General features: G+C 33.9%; 16 protein-coding genes and 14 tRNA genes. All 30 read right to left on the bottom strand.

Features of this window, described 5'->3' with window-relative positions; translation table 11 throughout:
- Nucleotides 1–2: 2 nt before the first annotated feature.
- The 30 genes from sigE to ACKF5P_RS01995 all read right to left on the bottom strand — a co-directional run bounded on the left by sigE (nt 3) and on the right by ACKF5P_RS01995 (nt 21,562).
- Complete coding sequence (gene sigE / locus ACKF5P_RS02140) at nt 3–740, bottom strand: RNA polymerase sporulation sigma factor SigE (protein WP_408955852.1); 738 nt, start codon at nt 738–740, stop codon at nt 3–5.
- A gap of 21 nt (nt 741–761) precedes the next feature.
- Entirely contained in the window at nt 762–1,673 is a 912-nt protein-coding gene (gene spoIIGA / locus ACKF5P_RS02135) for a sigma-E processing peptidase SpoIIGA (protein WP_408955851.1), read from the bottom strand.
- A gap of 159 nt (nt 1,674–1,832) precedes the next feature.
- The gene (ftsZ, locus tag ACKF5P_RS02130) at nt 1,833–2,933 is read right to left on the bottom strand and encodes a cell division protein FtsZ (RefSeq protein WP_408955850.1); all 1,101 of its coding nucleotides are present in this window, start codon (nt 2,931–2,933) and stop codon (nt 1,833–1,835) included.
- A 25-nt stretch (nt 2,934–2,958) separates the two neighbouring features.
- Complete coding sequence (gene ftsA / locus ACKF5P_RS02125) at nt 2,959–4,245, bottom strand: cell division protein FtsA (RefSeq protein WP_408955849.1); 1,287 nt, start codon at nt 4,243–4,245, stop codon at nt 2,959–2,961.
- Nucleotides 4,246–4,387: 142 nt separating this feature from the next.
- Nucleotides 4,388–5,092, bottom strand: coding sequence for a cell division protein FtsQ/DivIB (locus ACKF5P_RS02120; RefSeq protein ID WP_408955848.1), 705 nt, complete (start codon nt 5,090–5,092; stop codon nt 4,388–4,390).
- A 399-nt stretch (nt 5,093–5,491) separates the two neighbouring features.
- A complete protein-coding gene (gene murA / locus ACKF5P_RS02115; protein WP_408955847.1) occupies nt 5,492–6,778 on the bottom strand; it encodes a UDP-N-acetylglucosamine 1-carboxyvinyltransferase in 1,287 nt (428 codons plus the stop codon).
- Between the two features lie 16 nt (nt 6,779–6,794).
- Entirely contained in the window at nt 6,795–7,700 is a 906-nt protein-coding gene (gene murB, locus ACKF5P_RS02110) for a UDP-N-acetylmuramate dehydrogenase (RefSeq protein WP_408955846.1), read from the bottom strand.
- 384 nt (nt 7,701–8,084) lie between these two features.
- Complete coding sequence (murG, locus tag ACKF5P_RS02105) at nt 8,085–9,191, bottom strand: undecaprenyldiphospho-muramoylpentapeptide beta-N-acetylglucosaminyltransferase (RefSeq protein ID WP_408955845.1); 1,107 nt, start codon at nt 9,189–9,191, stop codon at nt 8,085–8,087.
- Between the two features lie 13 nt (nt 9,192–9,204).
- On the bottom strand, nt 9,205–10,299 hold the full coding sequence (gene spoVE / locus ACKF5P_RS02100; RefSeq protein ID WP_408955844.1) for a stage V sporulation protein E: 1,095 nt from the start codon (nt 10,297–10,299) through the stop codon (nt 9,205–9,207).
- 1 nt (nt 10,300) lies between these two features.
- A complete protein-coding gene (gene murD / locus ACKF5P_RS02095) occupies nt 10,301–11,665 on the bottom strand; it encodes a UDP-N-acetylmuramoyl-L-alanine--D-glutamate ligase (RefSeq protein WP_408955843.1) in 1,365 nt (454 codons plus the stop codon).
- A 60-nt stretch (nt 11,666–11,725) separates the two neighbouring features.
- On the bottom strand, nt 11,726–12,682 hold the full coding sequence (gene mraY / locus ACKF5P_RS02090) for a phospho-N-acetylmuramoyl-pentapeptide-transferase (protein WP_408955842.1): 957 nt from the start codon (nt 12,680–12,682) through the stop codon (nt 11,726–11,728).
- Nucleotides 12,683–12,694: 12 nt separating this feature from the next.
- Entirely contained in the window at nt 12,695–14,068 is a 1,374-nt protein-coding gene (gene murF / locus ACKF5P_RS02085) for a UDP-N-acetylmuramoyl-tripeptide--D-alanyl-D-alanine ligase (protein WP_408955841.1), read from the bottom strand.
- Nucleotides 14,068–15,552: a UDP-N-acetylmuramoyl-L-alanyl-D-glutamate--2,6-diaminopimelate ligase gene (locus tag ACKF5P_RS02080; RefSeq protein WP_408955840.1), complete on the bottom strand. Its 1,485-nt coding sequence runs from the start codon at nt 15,550–15,552 to the stop codon at nt 14,068–14,070. Before ACKF5P_RS02080 ends, murF begins: the two co-directional genes overlap by 1 nt.
- A gap of 24 nt (nt 15,553–15,576) precedes the next feature.
- Nucleotides 15,577–17,658 (bottom strand): stage V sporulation protein D, encoded by a 2,082-nt coding sequence (locus ACKF5P_RS02075; RefSeq protein WP_408955839.1) that lies wholly within the window; start codon nt 17,656–17,658, stop codon nt 15,577–15,579.
- A 31-nt stretch (nt 17,659–17,689) separates the two neighbouring features.
- Nucleotides 17,690–18,184, bottom strand: a complete 495-nt coding sequence (locus tag ACKF5P_RS02070) for an FtsB family cell division protein (protein WP_408955838.1) — start codon at nt 18,182–18,184, stop codon at nt 17,690–17,692.
- Between the two features lie 23 nt (nt 18,185–18,207).
- The gene (gene rsmH, locus ACKF5P_RS02065; protein WP_408955837.1) at nt 18,208–19,143 is read right to left on the bottom strand and encodes a 16S rRNA (cytosine(1402)-N(4))-methyltransferase RsmH; all 936 of its coding nucleotides are present in this window, start codon (nt 19,141–19,143) and stop codon (nt 18,208–18,210) included.
- Between the two features lie 590 nt (nt 19,144–19,733).
- Nucleotides 19,734–19,810 (bottom strand) — tRNA-His (locus tag ACKF5P_RS02060).
- Between the two features lie 68 nt (nt 19,811–19,878).
- Nucleotides 19,879–19,955, bottom strand: a tRNA-Arg gene (locus ACKF5P_RS02055).
- 66 nt (nt 19,956–20,021) lie between these two features.
- Nucleotides 20,022–20,098 (bottom strand) — tRNA-Ile (locus tag ACKF5P_RS02050).
- A gap of 6 nt (nt 20,099–20,104) precedes the next feature.
- Nucleotides 20,105–20,181: transfer RNA gene (locus ACKF5P_RS02045), tRNA-Gly, on the bottom strand.
- Between the two features lie 6 nt (nt 20,182–20,187).
- Nucleotides 20,188–20,272: transfer RNA gene (locus tag ACKF5P_RS02040), tRNA-Leu, on the bottom strand.
- An 8-nt stretch (nt 20,273–20,280) separates the two neighbouring features.
- Nucleotides 20,281–20,356 (bottom strand) — tRNA-Phe (locus ACKF5P_RS02035).
- 131 nt (nt 20,357–20,487) lie between these two features.
- Nucleotides 20,488–20,563: transfer RNA gene (locus ACKF5P_RS02030), tRNA-Met, on the bottom strand.
- A 47-nt stretch (nt 20,564–20,610) separates the two neighbouring features.
- Nucleotides 20,611–20,686 (bottom strand) — tRNA-Lys (locus ACKF5P_RS02025).
- A 93-nt stretch (nt 20,687–20,779) separates the two neighbouring features.
- Nucleotides 20,780–20,855, bottom strand: a tRNA-Ala gene (locus ACKF5P_RS02020).
- Nucleotides 20,856–20,931, bottom strand: a tRNA-Thr gene (locus ACKF5P_RS02015).
- 4 nt (nt 20,932–20,935) lie between these two features.
- Nucleotides 20,936–21,012 (bottom strand) — tRNA-Asp (locus ACKF5P_RS02010).
- 55 nt (nt 21,013–21,067) lie between these two features.
- Nucleotides 21,068–21,143, bottom strand: a tRNA-Val gene (locus ACKF5P_RS02005).
- 173 nt (nt 21,144–21,316) lie between these two features.
- A tRNA-Glu gene (locus ACKF5P_RS02000) sits at nt 21,317–21,392 on the bottom strand.
- 95 nt (nt 21,393–21,487) lie between these two features.
- Nucleotides 21,488–21,562: transfer RNA gene (locus ACKF5P_RS01995), tRNA-Gln, on the bottom strand.
- Between the last annotated feature and the right edge of the window lie 13 nt (nt 21,563–21,575).

The following is a 21,575-nucleotide window of genomic DNA, read 5'->3' as shown; positions in this document are numbered from 1 at the left end:
AATTATTTCATCTTATCAATCTCAGCTTGTAACTTTTGGATTATTCTTTTTTCTAATCTAGAAATATAAGATTGTGAAATACCTAACACATCAGCCACTTCCTTTTGCGTTAATTCCTCTTTATCATCTTGTAAACCAAAACGCAAAATCATAATCTTTCTTTCTCGAGGTGTTAAACCTTCCATAGCTTCTATTAATAATTCTCGATCAACCTCTTCCTCAATATATTTATAGATTAGATCAATTTCAGTTCCTAATACATCTGATAATTTTAATTCATTACCATCCCAATCAATATTTAATGGCTCATCAAACGAAATTTCTGATCTTTTTTTATTATTTTTTCTTAAATACATTAAAATTTCATTCTCAATACATCGTGAAGCATAAGTTGCTAACTTAATATTCTTACTAACATCAAAAGTATTGACTGCTTTAATCAAGCCAATTGTACCAATTGAAACTAAATCTTCAATATCAATTCCGGTATTATCAAACTTACGAGCAATATAAACTACCAACCTCAAATTCCTCTCAATCAATATGCTCCTAACTGCTTGATCTCCATTATCTAATTTGGAAAGCAAAAATTCTTCCTCCTGAGTCGATAAAGGTGGAGGCAAAGCTTCACTACTTCCCACATAAAATACATTCTTAGCATTATATAATCCTAATATTTGTAATAACTTAACCATTCCTAATCTAAAACTCCACTTAGCACCTAAAACTAATGAACTCAAAATATCCTCTCCCTAAATTTATTAATTATTAACTGCTCTTAATACCTCAGGATTTAATAAAGCTTGATAGTTATTATTACTATCTAAAGAACTATTTTGTAAAGCAATAATAACTCGACTAGTCTTTACAACCCCCTCTTCAGTCTGAATCATTACTTCATCAGGTCTAAAACCTACTAGCATTCCATTTTCCTTTCCAATTGTAGAAAAAGGAATCAAACGAAACCTACTTGACCATGAGGTATCAACCATCTCACTCAGCAACTGGCTACTATCACTTTTATAACGACTAAATGATTTTTTTAATTTATCAGGTAAAATTTCAATCATTACTCCTAACTCAACAATTATGACTGGAACTTTAGTTAACGGATCTTGTAATTGATTTCCTGTGTCTACCAGCGAAACTAATTGTAAAGACTGATCATCAAACTTAATTGTAATTGGAATACAGAAAATATCTGGAATCAATTTACGTTGGATCAATAGCCAACCAAATTTACCGATAACCACAACTACCAATGATCCCAAAAGAATAATCCATAACTTATCAGAAGAAATACTCAATACTTGATCCAACATATCTAATGGAGAGCCCCCTGTTAAATTATAAATAGCAAAGATAACTCCAGCAGTTACAAAAGTAATTAGATAAAAATAACCTATCGTTTTAAAAAATATTCTTCTACTCAGAGGGGCAAACGAAATTACTAACATAATTATAGATACTAAAAAATGAATAAAGACTCTATTTAAAAAATTAAATCTTGGTAAAATAATCATTAGTGTATAAACTGTACTAAATAAAGAAGTTATCATTAACCTCCAAACATTATACCTTAAATCAGATAGTTTAGCTGTGGCCCACAAAATCAGATAATTCATAATTAAATTAATCAATAATAATAAATCTAAATAAACTATTAATTTCATAATAAATAGTTTCCTAATCCCCCCTTATAAATATTTATATTTCTATAAATCAAAAATATAACTTGAAAAAGAAACTAAAAATAAATCTTTTCTCGTAATTAGATGTCTTTATTTGACGAATAAAAAAATCTCGATACCCCTAAGGCATCGAGATTAAAATTAAGCTTTTTTATTTTTTCTTAAAAAGGCTGGTATATCTAGATCATCATTAGAAAAAGATTTTATATCTAAATCATCTGCTGATGGAGCTCCATCCTTAACTTTATCTTCAACAGAAGTAGGTTCAGCCTTATCTTCTGTCTTTTGTTGTCTATCAAAACCAGTAGCAATTACTGTTACTTTAACCTCATTTTCCATCTTTTGATCAACAACCGCACCTAAAATGATATTCGCTTCATCATCAGCAACCTCAGAAATAACTTGAGCCGCTTCATTAGCTTCATGCAAACCTAAATCTGCTCCACCAGTTATATTTAATAATACACCTTGGGCTCCATCAATTGAAGCTTCCAATAATGGAGAAGCAATTGCTGCTTTAGCAGCTTCTGCTGCTCTATTTTCACCATTTGAATTTCCAATACCCATTAATGCAGAACCTGCATCAGTCATAATCGTTTTTACATCCGCAAAATCTAAGTTTATTAACCCAGTAATCGTAATCAGATCAGAAATCCCTTGAACTCCTTGTCTTAAAACATCATCAGCAGTCTTAAAAGCATCAATCAATGATGTCTTCTTTTCTACAACATCCAGTAAACGATCATTCGGTATAATTATTAAAGTGTCTACTTGCTCTTTTAAGTTTTCAATTCCTTTTTGTGCTTTTCTCATTCTCTGTCGCCCTTCTACTGTAAAAGGCTTAGTTACAACTCCAACAGTTAAAGCTCCTACTTCTTTAGCTATCTGAGCCACAACTGGAGCAGCTCCTGTTCCAGTTCCCCCTCCCATACCTGCTGTGATAAAGACCATATCTGAACCCTTTAAGGCATCAGCTATCATTTCTTGACTCTCTTGAGCAGCTTGAGCTCCTATGTCTGGTTCAGCTCCAGCACCCAATCCATCAGTCAATTTTTCTCCAATCTGTAGAGTTACCTCTGCTCGTGATGAGACTAGTGCTTGACCATCAGTATTAACAGCAATAAACTCTACTCCTTTTAAACCAGATTCAATCATTCGGTTGACAGCATTATTTCCACCGCCACCAACTCCAACCACCTTTATATTTGCAAATTGTTCCATTTCTGAATCAAATTCAAACATCTCAACTACCCCCTTTGCTCACTGATTAAAAAATTTCTTTAAACCAGCTTTTAACTTTATCAAATAAATCATTTATTATCTCTTCTTCACCCATATCTTCCAAAGAATCTTCACCTAAAACCTCTGCTCCATAATGAACTAATCCAACTCCAGTAGAAAAAATAGCTCCATTATCTTTAGAAAATTCAGAGTAACCTTCACCAATATCATAAATAGAGCCATCTATGTAATTTAATAATGTATCAATATTATCTGGCACTCCTACTCTAACAGGTAAATCCAATTTTTCAGAAGCTAATTTGGGAATACCATCTAACAAAGAAGCTCCTCCCGTTACAACTACTCCTGCTGGAATCAAATCATCATAACCTGCCTTTTGAATTTCTTGCTTAACTAATGTAAATATTTCATCAACTCTAGGTTCAATGATATTACATAGCATCTGCTGAGAAATACTATGCTTTTTTTTGCCACTAGTATCTAAAATATCTATCTTTTGGTCCCTTTCTATCAAGCTAGCCTTAGCACATCCATGTTGAATCTTAATTCTTTCAGCATTGGACATGGGAGTTCTTAACCCTACAGCTATGTCACTTGTAACATGATCTCCACCAACTGGAAGAATAGAAGTATACCAAATACTCCCTTCTTTAAAAATAGCAATATCTGTAGTTCCACCACCCATATCAACTAAAACTACTCCAAGATCCTTTTCACTCTCAGATAAAACAGCCTTACTTGCCGCTAATGGTTGTAAAACAACCCCCTCAACATTAATTCCTACTCGATGAACACTCTTAACCAAATTCTGAATAGAAGTTACAGAACCAGTAACAATATGAGTTTCCGCTTCTAACCTTACTCCTGACATGCCTAATGGAGATTTAATATCTCTACATCCATCTACAATAAATTCCCTAGGTATAACATGAATAATCTCACGCTCTGGAGGAATAGAAATAATCTTTGTAGCTTCAATCACACGATCAATATCTTTTTTACTTATCTCTTTGTCTTCACCAGTTACTGCAACTACTCCATGACTATTGGTTGAAGAAATATGAGAACCAGCAATTCCTACAAATACTGATTCCAACTCTACTCCTGCCATTCTCTCTGCTTTAACAACCGCAGTTTCAATTGAACAAACAGTATCATCTATATCAACTACCATACCTTTTCTCAAACCAGTAGAAGGGCTGGTTCCTACTCCAATTATGTCAGTAATCTTATCACCATTAACCTCTGCAATAATAGTACATACTTTAGTAGTTCCTATATCAATTCCAGCAACTATATCTCTCGGTGCCACTAAACGCCCCCCTTTCTATTCTATATAACCTAAATTCTTCTATTAGTTCAATTTCTAAATCTCCTTTTTAGTTCTAATTTCAACAAATATACTTAATTCCCTTTTTTTTAGTTGTATATTTTTAAAAAACTCCTTTTTCCTATTATTTTATTTTAACAACTTTATTTTTCTCATACCTTAAGTCTATATAATCAATTTCTACATTTTTATCTTTTAAATCCTGATAAATTGCTGTAAAAACTTCTGCTTTGTATTTCAAATTAAATCCATCACCCAACCTAACCTCTCCACCATCTTTTAAGAATAATTTAATTTCACCTTCATTAGTAATGTTAGCTTCATTAATTTCTTCCACTATTGAATCATTTAAAAAACTCAAGTATTGAGTTGCCTGTTCTAACTCTTTATTTAATTTAATTCTTCTATCTTCAATTAAGATATCACTTCCGGTAATCAGAGGCAATCTCCAATCTGACAACCTATAGGTATCATCTATAATCCAGCCCTCATTATCTATAATTAAATAAGAATTATCATTACCTACCATTCCTATAGGTCGTCGCTCATTAATTTCAATAATTACTTGTCGCGGAAAACTACGAGTAACAGCAGCACCTTGAATTTGAGGTAATTGAACCAATTCATCAGCTATTTGTTGTGATTCAAGGTTAAAAATATTAATATCTTCTTCTAAATTAGAATGAATAATTATTTCTCTTTCTGTTAATATATCATTTCCTATTATTTCTATATTTTTAATTTTAAATAATTCAGAATTTATAATTCCAATCGCTGCAAATATTATTAATAAACAAAGAGTAGTTATGTATATATAATGTTTGTCCATAATATCACCTCATTTAGAGCCTAAAAATACGGGCCAGCTACTATTAAACTAAATAACTAGCCCGTAATAATTTATCTGATAACAAAGATAAAAAGCAAGCCTTCAAAGTCAAATCAAACAATTATAGTTACTTAAACTAGAAACTTTTCTCAGTTACTTCATAACTTAAAGCAAAAAAAGATAAAGATTATTTTTCTTAAATAAATATAATATCTATTTACTATATTCTCTTCAAATTTATAAAACCCTTTTTTTGGATTAAATTCTAATAATTGTAATAATTACAAAAATTACAAAATGATTTTCAATCTCTAGCACTTGTTATGTCTAAGAGTAATTAAAACAACGATTCATTAAATTACTCTTCTTTAACAACTATCAGATCTCCTTCAAAATTATTCAAGTTTGCATTTGACTTCCATCTACATCAGATAAATCAGATCTCCTTTTTATATCCGCACCTAACTTTACTAATTTATCTTCTAAATGTTCATATCCTCTATCAATATGGTAAATATTATCTATAACTGTTTTTCCTTCAGCACTTAAGCCAGCTAAAACTAAAGCAGCTCCAGCTCGTAAATCTGTTGCTCTAACAGTAGTTCCATATAGTTTATCTACACCATTTACAATAGCAGTATTTCCTTCAATCCTAATTTTTGCTCCCATCCTTTGAAGCTCATCTGCATGACTCAATCTATTTTCAAAAATATTTTCAGTAATAATACTTGTATCTTCTGCTAAAGATAAAAAGGTCATTAATTGAGCCTGCATATCCGTAGGAAGCCCTGGATATGGCAATGTCTTAATATTTATCCCTTGCCAGGTTTCTTTTCCAATCACTTCAATTTGATTATCTTCAATTTTCATTTCAATTCCTGCTTCAGTAAGCTTAGCTACTGTAGCTTCTATATGTTCAGGAATAATATCCTTGATAACTATATTCCCCTTAGTTATAGCAGCAGCTACTAAAAAAGTCCCTGCTTCAATTCGATCAGGAATCACCTTATAATCAACTGCACTCAATTCTTTATTCCCTTTAATTTTAATTACATTAGTCCCAGCTCCTCTAATTTTAGCTCCTAATCGATTTAAATAATTCTGCAAATCAATTATTTCAGGCTCTTTAGCAGCATTATAAATTAAAGTTTCTCCTTCAGCTTTAGTAGCAGCCATCATAATATTTTCCGTAGCACCAACACTAGGAAAATCAAGATGAATCTCAGCTCCTACTAATTTATCGACCTTTCCTTCTAGTGCACCATGCTTTTGTTTAAACTCAACTCCTAAAGCTTTTAATCCTTTCAAATGCAAATCAATAGGTCGAGAACCAATACTACATCCTCCTGGTTGTGAGATCTTAACCTTTCCAAACCGTGCAATTAAAGGTCCCATCAAAAATACTGTCGCTCGCATCTTCCGCATTAAACTTTCAGGAATTTCACAACAATCCAATGCTGAAGTATCAACCATTATTTGTTCAGAATCTTCTTTAATTTTTGCCCCTAAATTATTCAAGACTTCTTTCATTACTTTCACATCATGTAACTGGGGCACATTATTAATTACAGATTTACCACTACCTAACACAGTTGCTGCTAAAATAGGTAAAACTGCATTTTTAGCACCACTGATTGTTACTTCTCCCTCTAAAGGCGAACCACCATTAATTATAAATTGCTCCATCAACCTCACCTCCAATCTAATCTAAATAAATAATCTCAGTCTCTAACTCTACTCCAAAATAATCATCAACCAGCTTTTTCACCTTACAGATTAAATCCAATACATTCTGAGCAGAAGCTGAACCTAAATTAACTATGAAATTAGCATGTTTAGTCGATACTTGAGCACCACCTACCCTTAAGCCCTTTCCACCAGCCTGATCAATTAATCTACCCGCTGAATCACCAGGTGGATTCTTGAATACAGAACCAGCATTAGGCATAGTTAACGGTTGTGTCTGCTTGCGCTTTAAGATCAATTCCTGTATCTTGTTATGTACATTTTCCTTGTCAGCAGGTTTTAATTCCAACTCAACCTCCAAGATAATCTCTTCTTTTTCTTGTAAGTTACTCTTTCGATAACTAAAGTATAGTTCTCTACGCTGATACTGCTTTAACTTTCCAGTAGGTGATATAACCTTAACTTGGGTAATTAAATCTCCTATTGAACCTAAATTCCCTGCCCCTGCATTCATAATCACAGCTCCACCAACGCTAGCAGGTAATCCAGCAGCAAACTCTAAACCACTTAGTCCTCTTTCAGCTGCTTTTTTAGCAATTACAGGTAATTTGGCCCCCGAACCTACTTTAACCTTAGTATCTTTAAATTTGATCCAATTGAATAAATTAGTCATTTTAATTACAACCTTGGATAAACCTTGATCACTAATCAGCAAATTAGTTCCATTACCCAGAATTTGATAAGAAATAGTATGATTGTATAAATAATTAATCAAATTCTGGAGATCATCTATATCTCTAGGAATTACTAATACTTCTGCTGGCCCACCAATTTGAAAAGAGGTGTGCCTCTTTAATGGCTCAGAAAATAATACCTCTCCTTTAACAAAATCCTGAATTTCTTGCTTAATCTGCTGTTTCATGTTAACACCCCGACTTCTATATCCCAATTTGAAATAATTCTTCTACTCTACACTCATTATAATATGTAATTAAAAAATAATCCGTTCATCAACAACTTGTCCATAATCTTAATAATTAATTATTCACCTCTTTAACTTAATTGATATGAAGCACAGCTTCATATCAGTAATTATAAAAAATCAGTAGACGTTTTTTGTTAGAAAAAGTTCTTTTGAAACTCACAGAGTCAGTAATAAGTAAGTAGAAAGCTATTTAATTCAAAAACCTTTAAAAACTTACTCTTACGTTTTTACTGACACTGATACCATTTTGTAACAAAGGCTTAGTTTATCAAAATTAACTTAAGTTAATAACTATAATTAACTATTAGTTACTACCTACTTTTAAGAAATTAAACTCTGTATTAAAGCAGCTAGCTTATCAGCAGCATTGGGCTGACCTAATTCTTTACTTGCTTGAGCCATCTTCATTAACTTCTGCTGATCAAAGAGCAACTCATTTACAATTTCTATCAATTTTTCACCGGTCAATTCTTGATCTAAAATAACCTTGGCAGCATTCATTCGTTCTAAAGACCGAGCATTATGTTCTTGATGATTTTCGGCAGCATAAGGATAAGGAATTAAAATAGCTGGGATTCCACAAGCTGTAATTTCAGCTAATCCCGTGGCTCCAGCTCTTGAAATAACTAGATCAGCAATATTTAAAGCAGCTTCCATATTATATAAATAAGGCTTGATTATAATTTGCCCACTTTTCAAACTATTTATTCCCAACTTTTTCGCTTCAGCTTTAACTTTTTCAAAACCATCATTCCCAGTAATATGTAACAATTGTAAATCAGAACATTTAATCTCCTTGTATAATTTAACTACTGCTTGATTAATACTTTTAGCACCGCGACTGCCTCCAAAGACTAAAATAACCTTTTGGTTTGGATTTAATCCTAGCTCTTTAAAAGCTTTAATTCGATTCTGCTCTAAGATCTCAGGCCTTATTGGATTACCAGTTAAAACTACCTTGTCTGAATCTCCTAAATGCTCTCTAGCATCATAATTACTTAAAGCTATCTTATCTACAACTTTAGCCAGTAAACGATTAGTTAAACCAGGATAAGCATTTTGCTCATGAATCACAGTAGGAATGTTACTCAAAGCTGCTGCTAATACAACTGGCCCGCAAACATAACCACCTGTTCCTACTACAATATCTGGTTTAAACTCATTTAAAATCAACTTTGCTTCAAAAGTCCCTATTACACTTTTAAAAACTGCTTTAACTAATTCAACAGAAATTTTACGCGGTAACCCCTGTACTTGAATCGTCTTTAATTGATATCCTTCCTTAGGTATAATATCTGCTTCTAACCCTTGCTCAGTTCCTACAAAAACTATTTCAGCATCATTCTTTTTTTTGTCGATAGTCTTAGCTATAGCTAAACCAGGATATATATGACCTCCTGTGCCACCACCTGAAATTAATATTCTCATATTTTAGCAACTCCTAATTAGTAGTAAATCTTGAAATATTTAATAAAATACCTACCCCTGATAGCATAATTACCAATGAAGAACCTCCATAACTAATAAAGGGTAAAGTTATTCCTGTTACAGGCATCGAGCCCGTAACTACTCCTATATTAATTACCGCTTGTAAAGTGATCATTGTTGTAATTCCTACTGCTAAAATACTGCCAAATAAATCTTGAGCATATAATGCAATCTGTAATCCACGCCATGCAAATAAAAAAAATAGAGTTACAATAATAAAAGTTCCAATAAATCCTAACTCTTCTCCTAAAACTGCAAAAATAAAATCAGTTCCAGGTTCGGGTAAATAAAAGAATTTTTGTCTACTTCTACCCAATCCCATCCCAAATAAGCCCCCAGAACCTAGAGCATATAAGGATTGAATAATATGAAAGCCAGTATCTAAAGGATCTTGCCATGGATCTAAAAAAGCCAATAGTCTATCTCTACGATAAGGTTCACTAATAATCATATATAATAACCCAGGAATCCCCATCGCAACTAAACTTCCTAAGTGTAAATAACTGGCCCCTGCTGCAATTAACATCACAACTGATGTTCCTGCTATTGTAGCAGCAGTTCCTAAGTCTGGTTCTAATAAGATCAATAAAAATACTACTCCCAAAATTACAAGAGGAGGTAATAAGCCTTTAAAAAAATATTTTATTCGGTTATTTTTTAAAGATAAATAACGGGCCAAATAAATTACTAATGCCACCTTTGCTATTTCAGATGGCTGAATCCGTAAACCTAAAATTATAAACCATCGTCTCGAACCACCGATTACATGACCAACCCCCGGAATTAAAACTAAAATTAAAGATATAATACTAACTAATAAAATTTTTGGGGCCCACTTAAGATATCTATGATAATCAATATTCATAAAGGTAGTCATTGCTGTTATCCCCAAAACAGACCAGCCTAATTGTCTCTTTAAATAACGAAAACTATCTCCAAACCTTTGGTACGCTAAAATTGAAGTAGCACTAAAAACCATTGCTACTCCTATCCCCAATAAAACTATCATTACAAAAAAAATTACAAAATCAGGAGCCTTTCGTTGCAAATTACTCCCTCCTCATTTTTTTTACAGTCCCTTTAAATCTTTCGCCTCTTTCTTTATAACTATTGAACATATCCCAGCTTGCACAAGCAGGAGATAATAAAACGAGATCCCCTTCAACAGCTAATTCATCTGCTAGATTAACTGCTTCTTCAATACTATCAACATGATGAATAGCTTGATAACCTAGCCTCTTAACAGACTGCTCTATCTTAGATGCAGTTTCTCCTAATAAGATTAGTTCCTTGACCTGTTCCGCTATAGTTTCTGCAAAGTTTGAAAAATCAGAGCCCTTATCCTTTCCACCTGCTATTAAGATCAAAGGTTGCTCAAATGTCTCTACTGCTTTAGTTGCTGCTACAGGATTAGTTCCTTTCGAATCATTAATATACTCAACTCCATCAACTACCGCCACGCTTTCAATTCTATGATCTACTCCACCAAATTCGCGTAAAGTTTTAATTAAAACTTCTTTTTTCACTCCTAATAATAAAGAAATAGCAATTGCTCCTAAAGTGTTTTCAAGATTATGTGGCCCTTTAATTCTAATCTCGTCAATAGCAATAATTTTTTCCGGTTGCCCCGTTAAATTGGCAATAACCTCTCCATTTTTAAGATATATACCACAATCCAACTCAACCTTCTGACTAAAAAAAACAATCTTTCCCGCAGTATAATCAGCAAATTCTCTCACTAGCTGATCATCATAGTTTAAGACTGCATAATCCTTCTCAGTCTGATTAATTAATAATCTTCTTTTAGCCTTAATATACTCTTCAAAGGTACCATGGCGATCCAAATGATCAGGTGTTACATTCAATACTAAACCAATATCAGGTTTAAAGTCTATTACTTCTTCTAATTGAAAAGAACTTATCTCTGCTATTGCTAAATCATCTTTCTTTAAATAAGGTAGATCTTTAATTAATGGTCGACCTATATTACCACCGACAGCCACTTTGCTCTCTAATTTAGAACATATTTCTCCTAATAAAGTGGTAGTTGTTGTCTTTCCATTCGTGCCAGTAATTGCTACAAGTGGAGCAATGGAAAAACGATACGCTAGCTCAATCTCACTAATTACTTCAATGCCTTTATCCCTTGCCCGTTCTAAAATCGGAATATCATTCGGTACACCAGGGCTAATAACAAGCAAATCAGATTTCAAAATTAGATCTTCAGTATGCCCTCCTAAATCTAACTCAAATTTATAACCTTCTAATTTAGATAACTCGATCGTTAACTCCTTTTCAGTTTTAGCATCAGTAACTATTATTTTAGCCTCTTTTTGATCTAAAAACTTAACTAATTCAACTCCAGTTCTCTTACCTAAACCTACAACAGTTACTAGTTTATCTCTTAACCTCATAATACCTTCCTTTCTTAATACGAATTCACATATAAAAGTTATAATTAAATTTTAGTGCAATTAATTGAATAATCCTAATAATCCAATGAGTGATAATAGAATAGCTAAAATCCAAAATCTAACAACTATCTTAGACTCCTCCCAACCTTTCAGTTCAAAATGATGATGAATCGGACTCATTTTGAAAACTCGCTTTCCAGTCAACTTATAAGAACTAACTTGAATCATAACTGATAAAGCTTCCATCACATAAACACCACCAATAATTAATAAAAAAAACTGTGTTCGAGTTAATACAGCTATTGAAGCAAGAGCTCCACCAAGGGCCAAAGAACCTGTATCACCCATAAAAACCTGAGCAGGATGAGTGTTGAACCAAGAAAATCCTAAGCAAGCACCTGCAATAGCAGTCGTAAAAATAGCCAAACCATATTCTCCAAATTGGAGTATCATATAAGTATAAGTAATTGTAACAATAATTGTAACTCCTGCTGCTAACCCATCCAAACCATCAGTCAAATTAACAGCATTTGAAGTGCCGATTAAAACTAAAATTATAAAAGGGATATATAATATTCCTAAATCTATAGTTGTTCCTAAAAAAGGAACTAGAACTTCTGTTCCTAAATTTAATTTACCTAAAATTACTGCAGCTAGTAATAAACCAACTAAAATTTGTCCTGAAATTTTTTGCCAAGCTCTTAATCCTAATGACCTGTTAGCAATTATTTTAATCGAATCATCTAATAAACCAAGAAAGCCATAAGCTACGGTTACAAATAAAGCTAACATTACTTCCATTTTTAATTCTGCAAAAACTAAAGTTGAAATGATTACAGAAAAGATAATTATAACCCCACCCATTGTAGGGATTCCTGCTTTTTCTAAATGGCTTTGTGGACCTAAAGCCCTTATTTTTTGACCAAATTCTAATTTTCTAAACCATTTGATCATAATTGGCCCTGTTATTAAACAGATAACAAAGGCTAAAGTGGCTGCATATATTAAATTGACCATTATTATCACTCCCTACTTATCTTCTAAAACATAGCAAATCTTCTCTAACTCCATTCCTCGTGAACCTTTAACTAAAATTGTATCATCTGTTTTAATAATCTTCAATATTTTTTCTAATGCTTTATCTTTAGTTAAATAACTAAAAATATTCCCTTGTTTCATTCCATTTTTTTCAGCTCCAACAGCAATTTCTGAAGCCAATTCTCCAACTGTAATTAAGTAATCAACCCCTTTATTGGCTACTAACTTTCCTAATTTATTATGTTCCTCTCCAGAAATTTCACCTAACTCCAGCATATCCCCTAATACAGCTATCTTTCTTGCAGAAACTATTTCATCTAAAGTGTCCAGTGCTGCCTTCATTGAAGTTGGATTAGCATTATAAGCATCATTAATAATCTTAAATCCTGATTTAGAATTTAAAATCTGATTTCTCATCTCACTTAACTTTAATTCCTTTAATCCTTCTTTTATATTATTAAGATCAAACTCTAAAACTAATCCTACACAAATAGCAGCTAAAGCATTATAAACATTATATTCTCCAGGAGTTGAAAGGTAGATCTCTTTAGAGTATGTTTCACCCTCCACAACTAAATTAAACTTAAGCCCACTCTCTCCTAAACTTTCTATATTAACTGCTCTTAGTTGATTATATTTCTCCAAACCATAAGTAATCACCTTTCCTGGGGCTAAAGAATCCATCTTTCTAACATACTCATCATCACCATTTAAAATAGCTACACCATTATTTTTTAGATTAGAAACCAGTTCAGATTTTGCCTCTGCTATTTGCTCTTTACTCTTTAGTAATTCAATATGAGTTACTCCTACATTAGTAACAATACCTAGGTTAGGTTCTGCAATCTGGGCCAATTGTTCTATCTGTCCTAACCCTCTCATTCCCATTTCAACAACTGCCACATCAAAAGAACTATCCAATCTAAACAAAGTCAATGGCAAACCTATTTCATTATTAAAATTTCCTACTGTCTTTAAAACCTTATGTTTTTTTCCTAAGGCTGCTGCCACCATATCTTTGGTTGTAGTCTTGCCTGTACTTCCAGTTACAGCTACGATCGGTATTGAAAATTTTTTACGATAATATCGGGCCAAATCTTGTAAAGCAACAGTTGTATCTTCAACCTTAATCAGTGGCTGGTTTAAGTTAACCTCTTGGGAAACTATCGCAGCTTTGGCCCCTTTTTGAAAAGCATCAGCTATAAATTGATGTCCATCAAAATTATCTCCGATCAATGCTATAAAGAGATCACCAGGTTGTAACGTTCTTGTATCTGTCGAGATATTTGTAATATTTAATTCTTGCTTATTTTTAATCTGACCATCAACTGCCTCTACTATTTCTGTAAAGCTGATCTTCTCCATTAATTCTCTCCCCTATTCTGTAAAATCTCTCGAGCAACCTTACGATCATCAAACTCTAAAATCTTACCTTTAATCTCTTGATAAGTCTCATGCCCTTTACCTACTATAATTACTAAGTCATCTTTTTGAGCCAACTCAATACCCCTCTTGATTGCTGTTGCTCGATCTTCAATAATAATATAATCTTCTCCTTCAACATTCCCTTCCTCTTTAATACCTACTTCAATCTCTTCAATTATCTCTAATGGCTCTTCACTGCGGGGATTGTCAGAAGTAACTATTGCAAAATCAGCTAACTCAACACCTATTCTCCCCATAATCGGCCTTTTCTTACGATCACGATCCCCACCACAACCAAAGATGATAATCTTACGACCTTCAGTAATTTCATCAGCTGTCTTTAAAACATTTTTCATTCCAGCTGGTGCATGAGCATAATCAACAATCACTCCAAAATCTTGGCCCTCATCTATAAGCTGAAAGCGCCCTGGTACTCCTTTAGTTGCTTCTATTCCTTTCTTAATATCCTCTAATTCAACTCCTAAACTATATACAGTTCCAATAGCAGCTAACGAATTATAAACATTAAATCTCCCAGTTAAATTTAAATTAATTGTTAATTTTTCCTCATCCACTTGCAATAAATAAGAAACACCCTTTTGATTAATCTGAATCTTTTTGGCCCGAATTTCAGCCTTTTTATCATCAATTCCATAACCTACTACTTCTCCTCTTACTCCCATAACAACTTGCTCACTTCGTGGATCATCAAAATTGATAATTGAAGGGTTCTCACTAAACTTAAATAATTTGAGTTTAGCTGCTAAATACTGATCAAAGTTTTGGTGGAAATCTAAATGATCTTGACTTAAGTTAGTAAATATCTGACGATCAAAATCAATCTCTAACACTCGATCTAATTCTAAAGCATGAGAAGAAACCTCCATCACAACATGAGTCACATCTTCTTTGACCATTTCAGCCAACATCCTCTGCAGATCAAGTGCTTCAGGAGTAGTTCTTTTAGATTCTTTTTCTTGAGAACTTATCTTATTTTTTATAGTACCAATCAATCCAGTATTAAATCCAAGATTTCTTAAAGTTTCCTCAATTAAATAAGTAGTGGTAGTTTTCCCATTAGTTCCTGTTACTCCTATTACAGTCAACTCCTTTGAAGGATAACCATAAAATTTAGCACTTAAATAAGCTAAAGCCTTTCGTGTATCATCAACTTTTATTATAGCAACATTCTGTTGAGGCCAATCTATATCAATCTCCTTTTCAACTACTATTGCTTTAGCACCATTAGCAATAGCTTCCTCAATAAAATCATGACCATCTTGCTTAAAACCAGAGATCGCTACAAATAAATAACCAAACTCAACCCTCCTTGAGTCATAAGAAATACCTAAAATATCAAACATCAAATTCCCTTTAAGAGTTTCAATTTTTAATACCTCAACTAATTCCTGTAATTTAACCATCATCAACCCCCTAATCTAAACAATTTATTTTTCAGATAGCTGAACTTCAATATATCTTCCAGAATTGACTGTAACTCCTGGAACAGGATCTTGCTTTTCAATAATTCCAGAACCATTCCACCTTAATCTTAGATTTAATTCTCCTAACAGTTCAGCTGCTTCTCTTATTCTCATTCCTCTTAATTCAGGTACAGTAACCTGATAACCACTATCTTTACTAGCTCCATCCTCAAAAAATAATACTACTGTACTTCCTTCATTAACTACTGCTTCTGGATATGGAATTTGATCAATAATTACTTCCCCTTCTCCTTCTAGTTTAACATTTAGACCCCTAGCTGCCAACTTTTCTTGAGCTTGTGACAGATATAAATTTTCTACATTAGGTACCTCTACCCTCTTAATTTCATCATCACCATCATCATTCACACTAGATTGCGGCGGAATCTCTAAATAACGCAATCCATCTTTAACAACATTATGAAATATAGGTGCTGCAACCTGTGAACCATAATAAGGATAACTGCTAACTCCAGATAAAACTACCAAAACAACCATTTGGGGATTATTTGCAGGTACCATACCAATAAAAGATGAATCATATAATTGAACTCCATAATGCTTAGCAGTTCCTGTTTTACCAGCAATTTCATAACCTTCTACTCCCGCCTTCGTTCCAGAACCTTCTTCTACAACACCAGCTAATAGTTCTCTTGTTTTTTGAGCAGTTTGAGCAGAAATTACCTTTTTATTTTTTTGAGGAGTTATTTTCTTAATCAACTCTCCTCTTGAATCTCTAACCTCACTAACCAAATGAGGGCGTAATAATTCACCGTCATTAGCTATTGCAGAAACAGCAGTAACTAGCTGCATTGGAGTAACTGTAATTCCATGGCCAAAAGACATTGTAGCCAACTCTACTGGGCCAATCTGATCTAATTTATATTTTATTCCTCGAGCCTCACCTACTAAATCAATCTCAGTCTTTCGACCAAAATCAAACGCTTCAATATAATCATAAAACACCTCAGTACCGATCCTTTGGCCCACCTGTACAAAACCTGGGTTGCATGAATTCTGAACAACCTCAGAAAAAGTTTGAGAACCATGTCCTCCAGCTTTCCAACAATTAATAACCTGTCCCGAAACCTCAATATAACCAGGATCAAAGAACTTATCATTAGGATTAACTACCCCTTCTTCCAATCCTGCTGCCGTTGTTATAATTTTAAATGTCGAACCAGGTTCATATGTATCTGAAACAGCCCTATTTCTCCAAGCTTCCGGAGAAAAACTAGTGAAATTATTTGGATCAAAAGTAGGTTCATTTGCTAAAGCCAAAACCCCTCCAGTTTGAGGGTCCATCATAACAATTGTACCACTCTTAGCCTCATGTTCAAGCATAGCTTTATCAAGTTCTCTTTCTGCGATATGTTGTAAAACATTATCAATAGTTAAATAAATATTATGGCCATCATCAGGATCAATATAATCCTTTATTCCTTCTGGAATCTCTCGACCTGCTGCATCTCTTTCAACTGATATCCTACCTGGATTCCCACGTAATATATCATCATATGATAGCTCTATCCCTTGCAACCCTTGGCTATCAATCCCTACAAAACCTAAGGTATGAGCTGCTAAGCCCCCTTTGGGATAAAACCTTCTACTTTCTTCTGTAAATCTAATCCCTGCTAAATCTAGCTCTCTAATTGCTCTAGCCTTTTTCTCATCAGTCTTTCTTGCTACATAAACAGCTGCTGCTTTTCGTGTTAGTCGCGAATAAATTTTATCCTCTGACATATCTAAAATATCAGCCAACTGTTGAGCCGTTTGGCGAGGGTTCTTTATTTCACTTGGTATCGCCACAACTGTATCCGCACTCGCACTAACAGCCAGTTCAACCCCATTTTTATCATAAATAATCCCTCTTTTAGGCTCCACTTGTAACTGCCTTAATCGCTGATCTAAAGCTTGGTGTTGGTACTTTGTATTTTGGAAAATTTGAATCCAAGCTAATCTGGCAACTAAGGAGAGCATCACTAAAAACACCATAAAAAAAAGAAATGTTATCCTCTTTCTAATTTCTAAATTTAAATTATTCACCTAGCCAATCCACCTCACTCTATTAAAAATATTAATCTAGCGAACCAGCTTCAACCTGAGTTAAACCCCTAATCCAAATAGCTAGCTTTTCTCTAAAATTAAATTTTGAATCATTGGTTTCAGATTGAAATTCATCTTGAACATAATTTTTTTTCACATTATCTTCTTCTAGCATAAGATAATTAATCTCCCCTGGCTCCACCATATTAAACTCATCTTTAGCCACTTCCTCAATTCTAGCTAAAGACTGCAATCTAGAAATTTGTATTTGTAAGTATAATTCATCTCTTTTTACTTGTTGTTTCTCTTCTTCTAAAGCTTCAAGTCTCAAGTTTTTTCTAGAAATTTGAACATACTGATTAATATATAAAACGAGAAATAAAACTATTAAAGAGGTAATTAAACCACCTATGATCATATATTTAAATGTATGATTTTTTTGACTGTTATTTTTAGAACTCCGTTGAGCTCTTTTTTGTTGATAATCTTTATTCTTTATCTGCAACCCCATTATCAACTTATTCACCTACCCTTTAATTTATAACTAGCCTACTTCCTCTCTGCCACCCTTAGTTTAGCACTTCTAGCCCTAAAATTATCTTCAACTTCTTTTTCACTAGGCGTTACTGGATTTTTAGTTATAATCTTTACCTTCTGTTCGGTATCACAAGCACAAACAGGAAAGTTAGGCGGACAAGTACATTTAGTACTTAAATCTTTAAAAGTATGTTTTACAATCCTATCTTCTAAAGAATGAAAAGTTATTACACAAATTCTCCCGTTAACCTTTAATCTTGAAACAGCATCATTAAGGGCATTTTCGATAATATCTAATTCATTATTAACTGCTATTCTTAATGCTTGAAAAGTTCTCCGCGCTGGATGAGGTCCCGATCTTCTAGCTCCAGCCGGAATAGCAGCTTTAATCACCTCTACTAATTGATCTGTCCTAGTAATTAATTGATCTTCTCGAAAATCAACAATAAATTTTGCAATTCTACTGGCCCACTTTTCTTCTCCATACTTTCTTATTATCTCAGTTAACCTATCAACTGAGAGATCATTCACTAAATCAGCAGCTGTAGTAGCTTGCCTTTGGTCCATCCTCATATCTAAAGGAGAATCATACTTATAACTAAAACCTCGTTCTGGTGTATCTAGTTGATAAGAAGAAATCCCTAAATCAAATAAAAAACCATCAACCTTTTCTATCTTTAATCTATCTAAAACAGAATTTAAATTTTGATAATTATCCCTAACTAATTCAAACTGGGTATTATATTTAGCCAACTTTTTTTCAGCGGCTACAATCGCTGCTTGATCTTGATCAATACCTATTAATCTTCCATCTGGCCTTATATTTTTTATTATTTCCTCAGAATGTCCAGCTCCTCCTAAGGTACAATCAACGTAGATGCCACCATTTTTACAATTTAAATATTTAATACTTTCATCTAACAGAACTGAAATATGATTAAAATTCATAATAAAAACTCCTTAATTTAGCTTTATTTATTTAATAATTTGTTACTTTAAATAATTATTATACTTCATTAGACAACCTCACCTATTCAATGATCAGTTATTCTATATCTATTTGTTTTTTCCTCTAAATCTAATTAAATTATACCTTAAATTCTATATTATCATCTGTAAATAATTGTATCATACTTACAAGTTAATTGTTAGTCTTAATTACAACAATACTTAATCTTAAAATTAAATTCTAAAATGTAACATTATTATTCCTAATACATAAAATAAATAATAAGTAACCACTACATAAAGGAGGGAGACTAACATGAAGATCGATTTTCTATTTGCCTGGTCTAAAAATGAGCATGATAATGTAAAATCAGTTAGTGGGGGCTTTAATTTACCCACTCCACTTAAATTAATAAAATCAGTATTCAAAAGAAAATAAATAATTAAACCTGAATATAATAAAAAAAGAAAGCCTTTCTATTTAAATAGAAAGGCTTTCTTTTTTTATTTAAAATTTAATACCATTCCACCTAAAAATACAACAAAATAAAAAAAACCCTATAACAGGGTCAGTAACATTAAATAATAATTGGGGTGGATGACGGGATTTGAACCCACGGCCTCAGGAGCCACAATCCTGCGCTCTAACCAACTGAGCTACACCCACCACATATAGAACATTTAATAGTCTAAATTAGAAATAATTAATCTTACTACTAAACATTAACTTTTTTATGGCGTGCCTGGGAGGATTCGAACCCCCGACCCACGGCTTAGAAGGCCGTTGCTCTGTCCAGCTGAGCTACAGGCACACAACACAACAAATCAAATAATAATTAAAATCTCAATTTATTATTTTAAAATCAATTGTTTGAAATTGGTGGGTCTAGGTGGATTTGAACCACCGACCTCACGCTTATCAGGCGTGCGCTCTGACCAACTGAGCTATAGACCCATATTATGGAGCGGGAAACCGGACTCGAACCGGCGACACCCAGCTTGGAAGGCTGGTGCTCTAGCCAACTGAGCTACTCCCGCTCACTTTGGTGCGAAGGGTGGGAGTCGAACCCACACGCCATAAGGCACTAGATCCTAAGTCTAGCGTGTCTGCCAGTTCCACCACCTTCGCAAATTAAATGGTGGCAAGACCCGGATTCGAACCGGGGACACGAGGATTTTCAATCCTCTGCTCTACCACCTGAGCTATCTCGCCATGAAAGTTCATTTAATACTTAATATCTAAGATTGAATAGTCTTAAGTTCTTGAATTCAACTATTAATTATTCAATATTCACTGCTTTTAATTGGTTGCACTTACACAAGTACCACAATTATAAAATATTTTGGTTGCGGGGGTTGGATTCGAACCAACGACCTCCGGGTTATGAGCCCGACGAGCTACCAGCTGCTCTACCCCGCGACAAAAGTTCACTTAATAAATAATATTCAATATTAATTGCTTTTAAATGGTGAGCCATGGAGGAGTCGAACCTCCGACACCCTGATTAAAAGTCAGGTGCTCTACCAGCTGAGCTAATGGCCCTTAAAAACATTTAATGCTTAATATTTAACTATTTTGCGACGACCTCGATGGTCTATGCCAAAATCCACCTTGAGTTTTATTAATCGAAGATTTTGGTGGAGATAGTCGGGATCGAACCGACGACCTCCGCCTTGCAAGGGCGGCGCTCTCCCAGCTGAGCTATATCCCCTGGAGCTAGCGACCGGAGTCGAACCGGTGACCTGCTGATTACAAGTCAGCTGCTCTACCAGCTGAGCTACGCTAGCACAATGGCGAGGACGACGAGACTTGAACTCGCACTCTCCGGCGTGACAGGCCGGCGTGTTAACCAATTACACCACGTCCCCACAGAAAAAATATTTAATATTAAATATCTAACATTCATTATTCAATGAAGTTAAATGGTGGGCGAAACAGGGCTCGAACCTGTGACCCCCTGCTTGTAAGGCAGGTGCTCTCCCAACTGAGCTATTCGCCCTTACTAATTTACAATGAACAATTAAATTTATTTGATAACCTTTAATTGTCGATTATTTTTTTGATGCTTCTTCGAGTTTTAAATAACCAAAGCTCTCCGTGGCTGAAGCAAATCCATCTGTTTTCTTAAATAAATTGCTTAACTTTAGCTTATCACCTTTAATTTGGTTATATTGGCACCCCCAAGGGGATTCGAACCCCTGTCGCCAGGATGAAAACCTGGTATCCTAGGCCACTAGACGATGGGGGCGTACCTAGCTGTTAGCTTTCAGCTATCAACCAAAGCCTCAAATTGTTAAGCCCTTGGCTGATAACTGACAACTGACTGCTAATAACTAAAATAAATGGCTGGGATGGCTGGATTCGAACCAGCGAATACAGGAGTCAAAGTCCTGTGCCTTACCGCTTGGCGACATCCCAATATTTCATATTA

It is taken from the genome of Natroniella sp. ANB-PHB2 (assembly GCF_046097105.1).
Taxonomy (GTDB): Bacteria; Bacillota; Halanaerobiia; order Halobacteroidales; family Halobacteroidaceae; genus Natroniella.
Note: the sequence above shows the minus strand (reverse complement) of the source record. Positions and strands in the feature narration are given on the sequence as shown.